The 15,755-nt window shown below is 28.0% G+C and carries 13 protein-coding genes and 3 pseudogenes; all 16 read right to left on the reverse strand.

Annotated features, from left to right (window positions below; translation table 11 throughout):
• Positions 1 to 20 precede the first annotated feature (20 nt).
• Positions 21 to 251, reverse strand: a pseudogene (locus U472_RS03440) (transposase); the annotation flags it as partial.
• A 460-nt stretch (positions 252 to 711) separates the two neighbouring features.
• Positions 712 to 1,527: a sulfotransferase family protein gene (locus tag U472_RS03445; RefSeq protein ID WP_068715541.1), complete on the reverse strand. Its 816-nt coding sequence runs from the start codon at positions 1,525 to 1,527 to the stop codon at positions 712 to 714.
• A 33-nt stretch (positions 1,528 to 1,560) separates the two neighbouring features.
• Entirely contained in the window at positions 1,561 to 2,094 is a 534-nt protein-coding gene (locus tag U472_RS03450) for an acyltransferase (protein WP_068715543.1), read from the reverse strand.
• An 84-nt stretch (positions 2,095 to 2,178) separates the two neighbouring features.
• Complete coding sequence (locus U472_RS03455) at positions 2,179 to 3,303, reverse strand: DegT/DnrJ/EryC1/StrS family aminotransferase (protein WP_068715545.1); 1,125 nt, start codon at positions 3,301 to 3,303, stop codon at positions 2,179 to 2,181.
• A gap of 15 nt (positions 3,304 to 3,318) precedes the next feature.
• Complete coding sequence (gene gmd, locus U472_RS03460; protein ID WP_425415763.1) at positions 3,319 to 4,368, reverse strand: GDP-mannose 4,6-dehydratase; 1,050 nt, start codon at positions 4,366 to 4,368, stop codon at positions 3,319 to 3,321.
• A 17-nt stretch (positions 4,369 to 4,385) separates the two neighbouring features.
• Positions 4,386 to 5,246, reverse strand: coding sequence for a sugar phosphate isomerase/epimerase family protein (locus tag U472_RS03465; protein WP_068715549.1), 861 nt, complete (start codon positions 5,244 to 5,246; stop codon positions 4,386 to 4,388).
• Positions 5,247 to 5,263: 17 nt separating this feature from the next.
• On the reverse strand, positions 5,264 to 5,887 hold the full coding sequence (locus tag U472_RS03470; protein WP_068715551.1) for an acetyltransferase: 624 nt from the start codon (positions 5,885 to 5,887) through the stop codon (positions 5,264 to 5,266).
• 2 nt (positions 5,888 to 5,889) lie between these two features.
• Positions 5,890 to 6,954 carry an N-acetylneuraminate synthase gene (gene neuB, locus U472_RS03475; protein ID WP_068715553.1) on the reverse strand — a complete coding sequence of 355 codons (1,065 nt, stop codon included), beginning with the start codon at positions 6,952 to 6,954 and terminating at the stop codon, positions 5,890 to 5,892.
• Positions 6,951 to 7,655: an acylneuraminate cytidylyltransferase family protein gene (locus tag U472_RS03480; protein WP_068715555.1), complete on the reverse strand. Its 705-nt coding sequence runs from the start codon at positions 7,653 to 7,655 to the stop codon at positions 6,951 to 6,953. The genes neuB and U472_RS03480 overlap by 4 nt, the downstream gene beginning before the upstream one ends.
• 27 nt (positions 7,656 to 7,682) lie before the next feature.
• Positions 7,683 to 8,525 carry a class I SAM-dependent methyltransferase gene (locus U472_RS03485; RefSeq protein WP_068715557.1) on the reverse strand — a complete coding sequence of 281 codons (843 nt, stop codon included), beginning with the start codon at positions 8,523 to 8,525 and terminating at the stop codon, positions 7,683 to 7,685.
• Positions 8,526 to 8,584: 59 nt separating this feature from the next.
• The gene (locus U472_RS03490; protein ID WP_068715559.1) at positions 8,585 to 10,000 is read right to left on the reverse strand and encodes a CDP-glycerol glycerophosphotransferase family protein; all 1,416 of its coding nucleotides are present in this window, start codon (positions 9,998 to 10,000) and stop codon (positions 8,585 to 8,587) included.
• Between the two features lie 211 nt (positions 10,001 to 10,211).
• Positions 10,212 to 11,261: pseudogene (locus tag U472_RS03495) on the reverse strand (IS30 family transposase).
• A gap of 90 nt (positions 11,262 to 11,351) precedes the next feature.
• Positions 11,352 to 12,242 (reverse strand): annotated as a pseudogene (locus U472_RS03500) (transposase).
• Positions 12,243 to 12,878: 636 nt separating this feature from the next.
• A complete protein-coding gene (locus U472_RS03505) occupies positions 12,879 to 13,364 on the reverse strand; it encodes a hypothetical protein (protein ID WP_068715561.1) in 486 nt (161 codons plus the stop codon).
• 38 nt (positions 13,365 to 13,402) lie between these two features.
• Positions 13,403 to 14,545 (reverse strand): UDP-4-amino-4,6-dideoxy-N-acetyl-beta-L-altrosamine transaminase, encoded by a 1,143-nt coding sequence (gene pseC / locus U472_RS03510; protein WP_083189730.1) that lies wholly within the window; start codon positions 14,543 to 14,545, stop codon positions 13,403 to 13,405.
• 48 nt (positions 14,546 to 14,593) lie between these two features.
• Positions 14,594 to 15,565, reverse strand: coding sequence for a UDP-N-acetylglucosamine 4,6-dehydratase (inverting) (gene pseB, locus U472_RS03515; RefSeq protein ID WP_068715565.1), 972 nt, complete (start codon positions 15,563 to 15,565; stop codon positions 14,594 to 14,596).
• Positions 15,566 to 15,755 lie beyond the last annotated feature (190 nt).

The following is a 15,755-nucleotide window of genomic DNA, read 5'->3' on the forward strand; positions in this document are numbered from 1 at the left end:
CCACTATGGGTATTTTTTATTTAGTTCAATTTTATTTTACAATGAAGCAATTTTTCATTTTCTTTCTTTATAGCTAATAATTCTTTATAAGTAACAGTAGTATCTTCATCAATATCTATTTCTGTATAAAGTTCAATCCAGCTATCTATAGAAGTTCTAGAAACACCATATTCACGAGAAAGCTCTGATTTAGATTTACCTGATTGGTAAAGTTCTATTATCATTTGTTTAAAATCTTCAGTATATCTTTTACCTGTTGATCACATATGGACACACCCTTTCTTAATTATATTTTATAATGTTCAACTAAGTGTATCCATGATTTTATACTAACACCAAATATAAACTTATACATTTATTGGTTCATTTATTCGAACTTATCAAGACTTACTATATTTAATAAAGTAATATTAATATCTCCAATATATTTTAGAAAGTGATATATAGAGAAACCAATAAAGATTTTATATTATATATCTAGAACTTAAATATTCATAATCATTTAAGAACTAAAGTCAAAAGAATTTATTAGACGCATACTAACACAGACTAAAACATAATAAATAACGAAAATTACTAAAGGATTTAAGTCTGAACTTAGTCTGTGAAAGTCAGTGTCAAAATAGGTTTTGATTTTAATTCATTGCAAAATAAATTTAAATTCTTTTTCATATTCTATATATTATCAATTAAAATATTATTCACTATTGCTTAACCATTCCAAACACTAAGGTCTAATCCCGTTAATTCTTCTAACTGATTATTATAGTCTGAGAAATATTCTCTTAATTCTAATCTAATATTATTAGAGAGAGCAGGATAACCTGCCTTTTTTCCAAACGTATTTAATTTATATGTAATATTATATAACCTTGATTTATAACCAAATATTTTTCTAAATAACCATAATATTATCTTTGATCTAGGTACAGTTGTTTTATTACGAATTTCCTCAATATATTCAAACTTATCTGCATTAACATTCACAAAATTACATATTTTTTTTAGTTCCCTTTCAGGTTGATTCATAAAATCTTCAAATAATAAAAAAAGCATTTGTTCTTTATTAAAAAATTGAAGATATCTTTCTACCTGCTCCACATATATGCTTCTTTTCAGATATCCTTTCCAAATATCTGTTTTTATACGATTGGGTTCTTTCTTTATTGCTTTGGAAAAGCTTAAATATTCGGCTCCTTTTTCCACAGCATGCCAATAATTTGAATAAGCCCTATCTATAGGATTTCTAAATATCCATATTATCTTTAGATTAGGATTAAACTTATAAATTCTTTCGGCAACTTTATCCAAATAACTATATGTCGGAGTTTTTTCGCCAACAACCTTTTCACCCTCATATTCAAACAAACTTAAATAATACTTATATCCTCTTTTATAATTATCCTCATTATCAAAAAAATGAAGTTCTCTTTGAGGAATATAAATATCAGGATGATTATTTAAATGAAAAGCTAAACTTGTTGTTCCAGCTTTCATAGCTCCTACTATAATAAAATCTACTGCCATAAATATACCTCCCAAAATAGAAATTATTTAATATCAATGGAATTTGCCTTCAGACTTTAATTTTTGGTAATGCTCTATATCTCTATATTTAAAAACTTTAGCTGGATGCCCCCCTGCAATAGCATATTTAGGTATATCACTTGTTACTACACTACCAGCTTGAATAATTGCACCTTCTCCTATACTAACTCCACCTAAGACTATAACTCTTGCCCCTAACCAGACATTATCTTCAATTATTATTTCCTGCCTAATATAAGTATTGTCATAAGGAATAGCATTACCAGTGTCATAATTATGAATCCTAGTAATCATCAAAACATCAGGTCCGGAGTGAAAATTATCACCTATTGTTACTTTCCCATCTCCTCTCATAATTAGACCGTTAAAATTAACATTATTACCCATAACCGTATTAGGAGTAACGCTTGACTTATAATTTACTTTTAGATTATCTCCAACCTTTTTAGCTTGTTGCCTAACCAAATAATTATAATATGATCTTTTAACGTTATATCTTATAAACTTTCTGAAGTTATTAATTTTTCTTTTAAACCACTTAAACAATATAATCCCACCTTTTATTAATATTCATTATATTAATTATAAATTAGAAATTTATTGTAATCATTCTAAGTATATTTTTAACTATTATATTAGGTTTTCACAACAAATTTTATTAATTATATTCGAAATATAATTAATTTTTTCTTCGTTCATTTCTACTAATACAGGTAAATTAATACCTTGTAAAGATATTTGTTCAGAAATTTCTAGATTATTATCAAAACCATATTTTTTATATATATCCATTTTGTTTAAAGGATAAAAAAATGGTCTACTATCTATATTATAATTTAATAATTCTTTGATAAGTCTGTCTCTAGATATACTACAATTATTTGGATCAATTAATATAGAATATAACCAACAAACTTTATCTCTGTTTTTAAAACTCTTTTGAGTAATAATTCCTTTCATCTCTTTTAAATTTGCATCATATTTCCTTGCTATCTCTCTACGCTTTATTAATAATTCATCTATTCTCTCTAATTGAGCTAATCCAATAGCAGCCTGTAAATTAGTCATTCGGTAGTTATACCCAATTTCTTTATGCCAATATCTTTTCTTTGGATTCATTCCATGATCTCTTAGTATTCTCATTTTTTCATTTAACCTTTTATCGTTTGTAAGACAAATCCCACCTTCACCCGTAGTAATTATCTTATTCCCATAAAAAGAAAAGCAGGCTATATCTCCAAAACCCCCTACTTTCTGACCCTTATACTCTGCTCCATGAGCTTCTGCACAATCTTCAATAATATATAAATTATATTTATTAGCAATCTCAACTAGTCTATCCATATCACAAGGTTGTCCATAAAGATGTACAGGAATGATCGCTCTAGTTCTATTATTTATACCTTCTTCTATTTTTTTTACGTTAATATTCCAACTGTTTTCATCAATATCTACTAAAACTGGTATAGCTCCTGTGTATAAAACTGCATTAATTGTAGCAGCAAAAGTTAAATTTGGTATAATAACTTCGTCCCCTTCACCTATCCCTAAAGATTCTAATGCTAAATGTAAAGCTGTAGTTCCATTAGAAGTAGCTATCCCATACTTACTATTGCAATATTTAGCAAAACCCTCTTCAAACTCTTTGACAAATCTCCCTTTAGAAGATATCCAATTTGTTTCAATACACTCTTGGACATATTTAAGTTCATTTCCAGTTAAATCAGAACTAGCTATAGGTATAAATTCACTCATAGTATCACCTCATATCTATAGTTTTCCTTGTTTTACCTTATCCAAATCAGATTCTACCATTATTCTAACTAAATCTTTAAATTTATATTTAGGACTCCAGCCTAATTTCTTTTTTGCCTTTGAATAATCCCCTAGTAGAACATCTACTTCTGCTGGTCTAAAGTAATATGGATCAACTTCTATTAATAATTTTTCCGTTTTTTTATCATATCCTTTTTCATTTACCCCTTTACCTTTCCACTGGATTTCTACCCCCGCTACTTTAAATGATTCTTCTACAAATTCTCTTACTGTATGAGTCTCTCCAGTGGCAATCACAAAATCGTCTGGTTCTTCTTGCTGTAACATTAGCCACATTGCCTCTACATAATCTTTTGCATAACCCCAATCTCTCTTAGCATCTAAATTACCTAAGTATAACTTTTCCTGTAATCCATTTATAATTTTTGCTACTGCTAAGGAAATTTTTCTTGTCACAAAAGTTGTTCCTCTTCTAGGAGATTCATGATTGAATAGAATTCCATTACATCCAAATATATTATATGCTTCCCTGTAGTTTTTAGTAATCCAATATGAATAGAGTTTAGCTACACCATATGGACTCCTTGGATAAAAGGGAGTCTTCTCTGTCTGAGGGGTTTCTCTCACTTTACCATATAACTCACTAGTTGAAGCTTGATAAAATCTTGTTTTATTTTCTAACCCTAGTATTCTAATAGCTTCTAAAATCCTTAAAGTTCCTAAAGCATCTACATCAGCTGTATATTCAGGGGCATCAAAGGACACTTTAACATGACTTTGAGCTGCTAAGTTATAAATTTCATCTGGTTTAATTTCTTGTAATAGCCTAACTATATTAGATGTATCGGTTAAATCACCATAAGGCAAAAAGAAAGTAGCATCTTTTTTATGCAAGTCTTTATATAGATGCTTAACTCTCCCTATATTTAATGTACTTGATCTTCTTCTTACTCCATAAACTTCATATCCTTTATTTAATAAAAATTCAGCTAAATATGACCCATCTTGTCCTGTAATTCCAGTGATAAGTGCTTTTTTCATAATTGCCCTCCTATAACACTCTAAACTCTCTTAGAAATTTTGTTTATTAAATTAAATGATAAATCCATTCCTTCAATTACAATCGGCTTGTCAAATAATTCATATCTTTCTATTAATTTTATCTGCCATCCATTCTCTGATATAGGCAAATGTTCATCTTTACTCCCACCATTATCAGATATATGAATTTCAAAAATCCTGTCCCTATACTCAGCTATTAAATAATCTAAAGCTTTATCTCTATCAAAACCCATATAATGAGCTGCAACATTTAAATGGCCAAAATCTATTAATAATCCTAAATATTTATTGTCTTTATACCTAAATAGCATTTCTTCAATCTCTCTTATTGTGCACATAATCGAATAGTTTTCTTGCTCATTGAAAGGAAATAAATTTTCTATCCCTATTCTTACTCCCTTTTTTGTAGCAAAATATAATATTTCGTCTAATGATTTATAAAAAGTATTATAAGTCTTTTGCCAATCAATTTTTCCGGGATCAGGTTTAAAATATCCCTTACTAGTAACATTAAGTTTCTTAGCATAACCTGCATGAAAAGTGTATAACCGACTTTTAAATTTGCTTGCTAAGTTAATATTTTTTTTAACAAAATCTATACTCTTTTTTAAATTATTTTCATCTTCTGATGCAATATTTAATACAAAATCTTCTTTCTGGGGAGGAAAGTAATTATGTAAAATAAAATTTAAATTATATTTATCATTTAAATCTAAAATATCACTTTCTATTCCCTCATAAAAATCTGCACCACCACTTAGTTCTATATTTATTATACCTTTTAATATAAATTCTTCAATTTTATCTTTAATATTTCTTTCATTATATTCCGACCAAGCTGTTGATACAAATAATGTCATATAATACACCCCCTAATTTAGATTCTTTTAGCAGGTACTCCCACTACCTTTGCATTGTCTTCTATATCTTTTATAATCACCGAGCCAGCACCAGCTATAACATTTTTTCCTATTGAAATATTATCTATAATACTACTTCCTACTCCAATAAAAGTATTGTTACCAATAATTACTCTACCAGCAATTTTAGTCCCAGGGGCAATATGAACATTATTACCTATAATAGATTCATGGTCTACTATAACCCCATTATTTATAATAGTATTATTCTTAATTATAACCTCTGCCCCCAGAATAACCCCTGCACCAATTACTACACCATTCCCTAACTTAACATTATCCTCAATAATTGCTGTGGGATGAATTACATTAAGAAAATTATAACCTCTTTTATTAAGCTCTTTAAAATAGTATTCTCTCTTTTTATTGTCCCCTAAGGCAAGTACAACATCCTGTATTTTTTGATTCTGAATATACGTAATTATATTTTCCACCTGAATAACATCTTTATTGACTATTTTCTCATTATCTTTCTTAAAACAATCTATAAAATTAATAATTTTAATATTATTCATTAACTTTAAAATGTTACCTATAGTTCTAGCATGTCCTCCTGCGCCAATAACAATAACCTCTCCCATTGTTATTCATCCTCTAATATACTATATTCTATTATTCCATTCTTGGGAATGTCAGTTTTAACTTTTCTTCCAATTACCTCATCAATATATAATGGTGAAATACCAGTTCCAGGTCTTTTAGAGGTTAACATTTCTTTATTTAATACTTGTCCTTTAGAGATATTAGCTTTAGCAACTAAACTTTTCTGTAGTGAAGATTTAACAGCTTTTTCTTCTAAAATAGGTACCTTAATACCATTTCCCATAGCTTTCTCAACCTTCCTAATTAACTGCACACATTCTTTTAACTCTTTAGGATTTAAAGAAGCTTTATGATCAGGTCCAGGTAATTTTTTATCTAAAGTAAAATGCTTTTCAATTACTTTAGCACCTAATGGAATAGCATAAGGAGCAACGCCCACCCCATATGTATGGTCAGAATAACCAATTAGAGTTTTAAATTCATCTTCTAAGGTTCTTATTGAAAGTAAATTTGCTTTTTCAAAAGCCACAGGGTAATTAGATATACAATGTAATAAAATTAGATTTCTTACACTATTTCTTTCAAAGATTTCAACAGCTTTTCTAACTTCACTTAAATAAGACATTCCCGTAGAAAGAATTATAGGTTTATTTTTTTTAGATAGATATTCTAAGAAAGGTAAATTGGTAGTATCAGTAGAAGCTACCTTATAAGCGTCTACTCCTAATTCATCTAATAAATCGGCACTCTCTTCATCATAAGGAGTAGAAAGAAAAATTATCCCCTTTTCATTACAATAATCAACCAAAGTTTTATGATCTTCAAAGGTTAATTCTAATTTTTTTAACATATTATATTGAGATTCTTGGGATTCTGTATTCTTCTTCTGGTATTCCGCTTTTTCAGTATCCTTTAAAATTAATCTATCAGTCGAGAAAGTTTGAAATTTAACTGCATCTACACCAGCTTCAACAGATATATCAATTAACTTTTTAGCTAAATTAATATCACCATTATGATTTACACCAGCTTCAGCAATAATAAAACATGGATTATCTTCGCTTATAATCTTACCCCCAATTTTTATCTCTTGACTAAACTTCATCTATTCCCCTCCTCTAGTAGTAATTCCGCTAACTTCCAATCTAACATATCGTCAATATCTATAGACCTTTCTTTAGGCATTACATAAGGTATTATTTTCCCACACCAACGACATTTAGTTTGTAAAAATAATTTTGTTTTGGTTATATAAATAGCACCATTAATGTTATAAATTTTGGGCAAATCTTGCCTTCGAGTGTATTTACCTATTTCAGAGATAAAATAAAAAGCCTCTTCATTTTTAACTTCCATCATCCAGTAAGGATGTTTATTAGCTTCACATAGTCCCAATAGAGAATCACCATTACTCCTAGCAAATTTTTCAATTGCTCCATCTATATCTTGTACTTTTCTTAATGGAGAAGTTGGTTGTAATAATATTACATAATCTGATTTATATTTTTCATTTAGTTTTAACCAATTAATAGCATGAATCATAGCATCTTCACTGGTTGCTTCATCAGTCGCTAACTCTTTAGGTCTTATAAAAGGAACTTCAGCACCACACTGTTTTGCTACTTTTCTTATTTCAAAATCATCTGTCGATACAATAACTCTGTCAATATATTTTGATTTGATAGCTTCTTCTATTGTATAGGAAATTAATGGTTTACCTTTTAACTTTTTTATGTTTTTTTGTGAAATTCCTTTTGAACCACTTCGAGCTAAAATAATTGATAGAACCTCTCTATTATCTATCATATGTTACCTCCATGTTTATTTGTATAATTAGCCTTGATAATCATCAATAATCTTCATTTGTTTTATATAATTTGAATTATAGTTTTTTAATTTACTTCCTTTTTTGAATACCCCCCAAATTTCTGAGTTATTTGAATTAATCTTTATAGGTCTAAAGTCTGCGATATCTAAAACCTTAATTAATGTTGTTTTAGAAAAATAATAAGCATGGACTACTCTAAACCAATAGTTGTATAATGAACCTTTGGGATTCATCATATCAGGAACAGCTATGTATAATATTCCATCTTCTGCTAATACATGATTTACTTTTTCAAGTACTTTTATAGGATTAAGAAAATGTTCTAGGACATGCCTCATTATAATCAAATCAAATTTACCTTTATTACCTATATGCCAATCTGAATCAATATCTTGAGATAATACTCTAGCACCAACATTATTAATAAGATTATCTACACAGTAATCTGATGTTTCAATTCCAGTTATAGAAACATTTGAATCTAATTCATGAATATATTTTAAAAACCAACCCATACCACAGCCTATATCTAAAACTGAACCAACTTTATCAGTAACATAATTAGAAATTCTTTTCCATACAAGCTCAGTAATTGTATAACGCATTTTTTCTGTTCCATTTTTGAATATCGCATTTCTATAATAATCATCATATTGAGTAGAATAGAATTCTAAATACTTATCCTTTTTCCATCTAGGGTTTAAATATACCAAGCCACATTCAGGGCATATCGAAACATATAGTGATACATGATTGTCTTTATTTTCACCTTTATTGCTACTAAATAGCAAATCGCTTTCAAATATACCACAAATTAAACAAGGAACTTTTTCAAATTCTTCATTCATATACTACCACCTACTTTTATTATTAAAATTTAGAGTTACAGATAAACTTAATTGATCTATTACAAAATTTTATTAATGAAATTTTTATAATTATTTTTCCAATCCTTTTCCCAATAATATCCAACATTTCCTGTTGGATTAACTTTATTATTGTTCAAAATTTCATAAAGTTCTTCTGCATCTTTAAATCTTTCTCCTATTTCCATTGGAATATGCATGTTAGATAATTCATGTTCATAGATAAATATAGGTTTATTAAAGCCGATGGCTTCAAATAGTGTAGTTGAATAAACTCCAACTATACTATTACTTTGATATATTAAATCATAAATATCTCCTGAATCATTTATAGTTACATTGTTTAATTTTTGCAAATCTGTATACCTATCATGAAAGGGTATTTCTCCTGGATGTAACCTATATATAATTTCAACATCCTGATTTTTAAGTAAATAAGATAAATTTTTAGTCAAATTCACTAATTTGTTTGTAACAGAACCTTGAGAAACTATAAGAATTTTATTTTTTAAACTATTTTGATCTCTATTTTTATACTTCTCTAGTTTTTTATAAAAATGAGGATTACCAATACTAATCTTATTTACAGGAATTTTTATATTTTCACCCCAATAATCTCCATATGTTAGCAGATAATCGGGCAAATATTTTTTATAATCTAGATTATAAAAAATATTATCCCCATAATTATAAGCACTATGATTTCTAGATATCATTCCATGTTGAAACTCTCCAACTTTTATTCCAAAATCTTTAGCCCATTTAATGAGATAGCCTTTATCTCCATAACTAGCACACTTCAAAAATATAATCTTTGGGTTTAAAATAAGAAATAAAACTTTATAGTAAAGATGGTAAAATTTAAGTTTTTTAGATAAAATAATTAATTCATTTTTTATATTATTGCACATACTCTTATTAATATTAAATTTTAAATTCATTTTTAAAAAATTAATAAACTTTACAATTTCTTCTTCATCCTGTTTCTCTACTTTAACATCCTTTATTTTTGATGCAACTAAAAAATCTATAATGTCCAAAAATTTAACATTTTCAAAATATCTAGGCAACTTATATTTTCTCCTATATGACTTTTCTATAATTAATGTATTCTTACTAAATTGTAAAGCAAAATAATCATGTATAATATTAAAATATTTTTCATCTTTTCGTATAATATTATTTCTTACATCACTAAACATTACTATATCAAACTCCAATCCTTGATTCTCAAAAGGATTAAAGGCAACAGTATTTAAATTATAATCGATTAAATCTGAAAATTTAAAATCGCCCATTGGAGCATGAGATATTTGTAAATCTAATTTACTATCAATAATATGTTGATAAACCTTTCTCCTTATATGAGGCCATATTAAAATATTATCATGCTTAAATTTGAAATTCATAACTTCTGGGTTATCTTCCTCAAATTTTAATAAACTATTTAATTTCATCCTACTAATCCCCCTAATTAAAAATAAACCATATAACTAATACCTTATTGAATAATTAATTTGAGCTAAACTTTTAAATTTCAGAAATACCCTTTTAATTTATCTAATCCATGGAAAAGTATTAGTTATAATACCATTATCTTTATCAATTAATTTTTCTTAAATTGCAATAATAAATTGAACTAATCCTAAACTGTAATAATTTGGTTGATCAATCATATAGAATATCTCTTAACTGATCTTCAAATGCTTCATCAGGTGTCAAGTAACCTAAGATTTTTCTTGGTAGAGTATTACACCAGTTTTGAATCCTAGCAATTTCTTTGACAGAGTATTCACTTATACTCCTACCTTTAGGAATAAAACGTCTTATAAGACCATTATGACGTTCATTAGTGCCTCTTTCACCTGATGAATACGGGTGTGCAAAATAAACTTTAGTATCAACAATTTGCTCTATTGATGATATCTCAGCAAACTCAGAGCCATTATCACAAGTGAAGCTTTTAAATACTTTTGAGAAACACTCTCCAGCTTCATTGATTAACTTAAGTACGGCATTTTGAACTGATTCAACTGTCTTTCCGGTAATTTTACGAATGATTTCTTTTCGAGTCATACGTTCTGTCATAGTAAGTAGAACTGAATCATTCTTATTCTTTTTACCAATGACAGTGTCAATTTCCCAATGACCAAATTCACTGCGATCATTAATACTTTCAGGACGTTCATCTATACTTCTACCTAGTTTCTTTTTATGACGCCTAAGGCGTCCTGATTTTGAAGATCTTTTAGTTTTCAATGGTAAATCAATATTACTAATTGAAAGTAATCCAGCGTCAACGTAATTATATAAAGTTTTAGTACATACCATCTCAGATTTTGGGAATATATTGTGAAGATGTGCTACACCACAAATAGCATCAAGAGATTGTTCTTTTTCATAAAATAATTCTATAACATACTCTATAAACTCTTCTCATTGTAAAAGTTTAAATTTGGTTCCACAATTTTTACGATTAGATTCATAAACACGTTGACCAACATCAGGAAAATAAATCTCAACAGTTTTATTTCCTTTAATTTGAGAGACTGTACCACGCTTTAGTTCATTTCTAATTGTATTAGAAGCTCTGCCTAAGCGTTTTCCAATAGCATACGCAGACAAACCTTGAGAATGTAATAATTCAATTTGACCTCGTTCATAAGCATTTAAGTGTTTATTTTTTTGAGATTTTGGTGTATCATTTAAGTAGTCCATAGTGTGCACCTTCCTGTAATTAGTTATTTTGTGGTGATTTAATTATATTACAGTTTGGTCCACTATGGGTATTTTTTATTAATTTTTTATTTAGTTCAATTTAATTTTACAATGAAGCTCAATTAATTTTTCAATTAGATATAACAATAAATCCAAGAAACATGAGATTTATATTTCTTAAGCCCATATAATCTAGTAATCTAGGAGATTCTAAGTTATATTTTTCTTTAAAATAGAGAATAATTATTCAATTATTAGTCTATTTTTAAATATTTGTTGTCCCATAGGAGAATTAAAATAAATTGCATTTTGGATTCTACAATTATCTTTAAAGGTATCTATAGACTTAGCGTTTCTGTAATTTACATCTGTGACTAGGCTAAAGCCTAGTTGATCAGATAGGTTAAATAGATTAACACTATCATATGCAGCACCTAATAACATAAAAACACTATAATTATTTAGTTCTTTGATTAATTTATTACAACAACTATAAGTATTATCACACATTAGCTGTAGTGATCTCAAAAGATAATGGAATAGAATCATTTGAACAAATTAGGTGTAACTTATATCCTTTGTAAAAACTCGAGAACTTCTTAAAGCAATACTATCAATAGAACATATTCTAGTATCAGGATTCAATAATAGAACAACCATCTTATATAATTTATCGAAATCTCTATTTTCAATTTTATTAAACCCAATGCAAAATGTTGAATGATCTGGAACCTTTGCTAAACCAATTATACTACGAGCTATAAGGTCGCTAGATAGTTTCCATTCTAATTCTCTTAAGCAATAGATTTTGTTCATAACCATGTATAATTTACACTTTATTATCTGTAAATCTGTGTATTTCTTAGGCCTACCACTTCTTATTTCATCAGAAGATGAAACAGAGTGATTATAAATAATACTTAATTTATCACAAAGTTTATTAAATGGGTTTTCTTTTAGTTCATCAAATGGTATAATCATGTTAGTCGTCCTTTCTAGAATTTGTTTGTTCACACTTACATGATACCAGAAACGGGCGACTTTTTCATTTTACCATTTGTAAAATTTAGTTATTCAACAACCTCAACTAAATAAAAAAATTATAAATTTAATAACTACCAACTCCAATTAATAAAATAATTTGACCACTAAAAGTGATATTCTGATCTAAAAACTACAAAAAAATATAGATTTGTCTATAAATTCTCCAACTTTAAATATATAACTTATAATGTTTTTTATAGTTTCTTCATTTAAACTTACTGTTATAATATAGAATTATTCTCTTGCATAAAAATATCGTTCCCAATATGCTTTTAAAAAGCTTTTATTTTTTTAATCTAAAAATATTTATTATTAATAGTAGAATCTCCATTATTCTTTATTTATCTATAAAGTTTAATCTAACTATGTATAGAAGATCCAGAAGCAAATATTTATAAGCAAGCTCTAATTTGAATTTACCTGTAATTAAAACTCCATCAGCATTTTTGTTTGTAGTTTGGATTTTATTTGTTGTCACTTGATCTCAACAAACTTCTTTCTTCTAAATTTATATTTTCAACTAATTATGTTAATATTTTTATACTGTTATTAAAATATTAATTAATTTCATTTCTAAAAAATCGAAATAATTTTATTTTTTCTTACTCCCATTTTTAAAAGTTGTTTTTTAATCTCTTTTTTCCAAGTAGATGCTATAATTATTCTATCTACACTCTTTAAAATTTCTAATTTAGGTTCTAAAATTTTAATTCCACGGAGTTCTTCCCCCCATTTGCAAGAATTATTATCTAAAAAAAATTTAATTTGAATATTTGTTTTATTATTATAATTAAAGTCTTGAATAAAATCTAAAATACTCACTCCAAAATTACCAGCTCCAAAAATAGAAATCGCCTTGTCAGAATACATATTTATAAAATTCATAAATTCAGAAAAAGAAGACTCCCCTTCTTTAGATATCTCATTAATTTCTTCTCTAATAGAATTAACTAATGCACTCAAAACAAATTCTTCAGATTTATCATCTATATTATAATCTAATTTTCCTAAATATGAAGTTCCCAACTTATAAATTTGCCTAACTTTATCTTTATCCATTTATAATAATACCACCTTTATATTTATAAAAGATAACTTTAAATAGAAGATAAAACTTTTATAACTCTATCTATATCTATATCATCCATTTTGGGGTATATAGGAAGACTAATTGCTTTTATATATATTCTTTCTGCAACCTCACAAAGTTTCTTATTATATCCCAACTTTTCATAATAAGGATGCCAATAAACAGGTATATAATGGATTTGAACACCTAATCCCTCCTTTCTTAAATAATCAAAGACTTCTCTTCTACTTTTGTCCAATTTTTTCTCATCTATCTGTACTATATATAAATGCCAAGAGCTCTCTCTTTCACTTTCCTGATAGGGCAACTTAATCCACTCAATATCCTTTAATTCTTGATTATAGATTTGAGCAATCTCTCTTCTTCTTTCTAAAAAATTATCACTCTTGTTAAGTTGACTAACTCCCAAAGCAGCCTGGATATCAGTCATTCGATAATTATATCCTAAAAACTGTTGTTCATGATACCAGCTACCATGACTTTCGTTTATGTAATTATCCTCATTCTTAGTTATCCCATGAGATCGAAATTGTATTAATTTATTATATAATTCCTTAGAATTGGTGGTTATCATCCCACCTTCTCCTGTAGTAATATGCTTAACTGGATGAAAGCTAAAGATAGACATATCGCTTAATCCACCAATCTTCTTACCTCTATATCTAGCTCCCAAAGCATGGGCAGCATCTTCAATTACGATTAAATTGTATTCTCTAGCTATCTGATGAATTTCATCAATATCACAGGGTTGTCCAGTAAAATGGACTGGGATAATAGCCTTGGTTTTACTAGTAATCTTTTTTCTTATCTCTTCAGGATTAATATTATATGTATCTGGGTCAACATCTGCAAATACTGGTACTCCATTTTGATATAAGATACAGTTAGCTGATGCTGCAAAGGTCAAAGGAGTTGTAATAACTTCATCACCTTCTTTAATCCCTGCAGCAAAAGAAGCAGCATGAAGTGCAGCAGTTCCATTTGATACAGCTACTGCATATTTAGCGCCTACATACTCTGCAAACTTCTCTTCAAACTCTTTAACTGTTGGACCAGTAGTTAAATAATCACTTTTTAATACTTCTACCACAGCTTGAATATCATCTTCATCAATCCATTGTTTTCCGTATGGAATAAATCTATTTGTCACTATTATTCCTCCTAGATTAACAGTAATTATTCATTAGCTAATGAATAATTACATTTTATCTACAAATTTTCGCATCTCTTCAATAGTTAGCCATTCTTTATTTGTATCACTTCGATATTCAAAATCTTCTGCTATAGGTTGTCCATCTTTATGCCTATCAGCACCCCACCAATTAAATTGAGGTTGAATAATGTAATAATTATCGAATTCTAAAGTATGTCTAGCATCTGCTTCACTGATTAAAGATTCATAGAGTTTTTCACCAGGTCTGATTCCAACTATCTCTTGTTTACATTCAGGTGCTATAGCAGTTGCTAAATCTGTAATTCTCATACTTGGAATTTTCGGTACAAATATCTCCCCACCTTCCATCTTATCTAGAGCTAATAGAACCATATCTACAGCATCTTCTAAAGTAATCCAAAATCGAGTCATTCTATTATCTGTAATTGGTAAAAGACCTGTCTCTTTCATCTTCTTAAAGAAAGGAATTACACTTCCTCGACTTCCCATTACATTCCCATACCTAACTACAGAAAATCTAGTATCTTTCTGCCCTGCATAAGCATTCCCAGAAATAAATAATTTGTCTGAACATAATTTAGTAGCACCATATAAGTTAATAGGGTTACAAGCTTTATCAGTGCTAAGTGCAACTACCTTTTCTACACCTTTATCTATAGAAGCATTGATAATATTCTCAGCTCCTATTACATTAGTTTTGATAGCTTCAAAAGGATTATACTCACACTCTGGCACCCTCTTTAAAGCTGCCGCATGAATTACAATATCAACATCTTCAAAAGCACGATAAAGTCTATCCTTATCTCTAACATCACCTATGAAAAACCTTAATTTAGGATTATTCCCAAACTCAGCTCTCATTTCAGCCTGTTTTAATTCGCCACGACTAAAGATTATTATCTTTTTAACATTATATCTTTCTAATATGATTTCAGTGAATTTTTTCCCAAAAGAGCCTGTCCCGCCTGTAACTAATAATGTCTTATCCTCTAGCATCTAAGCAACTCCTTTTCTATCAAATCATCAAATTCTTTCATCATCTTTTAAAAAGATGAATATTATCGACTTTTGTCATATAAATATTTCTATATATATACTAATACTCCTTTAATATATTATTGTAATAGAAGTTAAGATTTAGTTATCTACCTACTTTAGATCATATCTATAATAAATTAGTAATTTA

It is taken from the genome of Orenia metallireducens (genome assembly GCF_001693735.1).
Lineage (GTDB): Bacteria > Bacillota > Halanaerobiia > Halobacteroidales > Halobacteroidaceae > Orenia > Orenia metallireducens.

Bases quoted from the DNA above. Each gene is read 5' to 3' on its own strand.
- U472_RS03445 (WP_068715541.1), bottom strand. From the start codon at position 1,527: ATGGCAGTAGATTTTATTATAGTAGGAGCTATGAAAGCTGGAACAACA.
- U472_RS03455 (WP_068715545.1), bottom strand. From the start codon at position 3,303: ATGAGTGAATTTATACCTATAGCTAGTTCTGATTTAACTGGAAATGAA.
- U472_RS03465 (WP_068715549.1), bottom strand. From the start codon at position 5,246: ATGACATTATTTGTATCAACAGCTTGGTCGGAATATAATGAAAGAAAT.
- U472_RS03470 (WP_068715551.1), bottom strand. From the start codon at position 5,887: ATGGGAGAGGTTATTGTTATTGGCGCAGGAGGACATGCTAGAACTATA.
- neuB (WP_068715553.1), bottom strand. From the start codon at position 6,954: ATGAAGTTTAGTCAAGAGATAAAAATTGGGGGTAAGATTATAAGCGAA.
- U472_RS03480 (WP_068715555.1), bottom strand. From the start codon at position 7,655: ATGATAGATAATAGAGAGGTTCTATCAATTATTTTAGCTCGAAGTGGT.
- U472_RS03485 (WP_068715557.1), bottom strand. From the start codon at position 8,525: ATGAATGAAGAATTTGAAAAAGTTCCTTGTTTAATTTGTGGTATATTT.
- U472_RS03490 (WP_068715559.1), bottom strand. From the start codon at position 10,000: ATGAAATTAAATAGTTTATTAAAATTTGAGGAAGATAACCCAGAAGTT.
- U472_RS03505 (WP_068715561.1), bottom strand. From the start codon at position 13,364: ATGGATAAAGATAAAGTTAGGCAAATTTATAAGTTGGGAACTTCATAT.
- pseB (WP_068715565.1), bottom strand. From the start codon at position 15,565: ATGCTAGAGGATAAGACATTATTAGTTACAGGCGGGACAGGCTCTTTT.